Source organism: Nocardiopsis protaetiae (assembly GCF_045446735.1).
GTDB classification, from domain to species: Bacteria; Actinomycetota; Actinomycetes; order Streptosporangiales; family Streptosporangiaceae; genus Nocardiopsis; species Nocardiopsis protaetiae.
This window is the reverse complement of the sequence record NZ_JBJJBV010000556.1, coordinates 1-502: the sequence shown is the minus strand read 5'-3', so window position 1 is coordinate 502 and position 502 is coordinate 1. Positions and strand designations below refer to the sequence as shown.

At 72.5% G+C, this 502-nt stretch carries 1 protein-coding gene; it reads left to right on the top strand.

Translation table 11 applies throughout. The features are described from left to right. Nucleotides 1-169: 169 nt before the first annotated feature. Nucleotides 170-457: a DUF4287 domain-containing protein gene (locus tag ACJOT3_RS34665; RefSeq protein ID WP_406977352.1), complete on the top strand. Its 288-nt coding sequence runs from the start codon at nucleotides 170-172 to the stop codon at nucleotides 455-457. Nucleotides 458-502 lie beyond the last annotated feature (45 nt).

Here is a 502-nt window from a genome sequence, read left to right as displayed (position 1 = left end):
CCTGGCGGGCTGACCCGCTCCCGCTCCGGGAAGCCGGGAAGGGGAGGGGTTCCGGTCACCCCGGCGGGTGACCGGAACCCCGAATGTCCGAGGGGCGCGGCATGCTTCCCCCATCGATACGGCGCACCGACCCCGCGGCGGTGGAGGGCGCCCGGCGAAAGGACTCCCCATGTCGTTCCAGGCCTACCTCGACACCATCGAGGACAAAACCGGCCTCACCCCCCGCGAGTTCATCGCCCTCGCCGCGGAGCGCGGTCTCGACGCCCCCGACACCAAGGCGGGGGTCATCCTCGCCTGGCTCAAGGAGGACTACGACCTGGGCCGCGGCCACGGCATGGCCCTGGTCCACGTCATCAAGAAGGGGCCCGAGATCGACACCAAGCACGTCGGCACCACGGGCTCGCACCGCGACGAGTCCGCCACCCTCTGGCTCGACGGCAAGGCCACCCGCCCCTGAACCCCCCGTCGACGGCCCCCGGCTCCACCGCTCGAACGGTGCGCC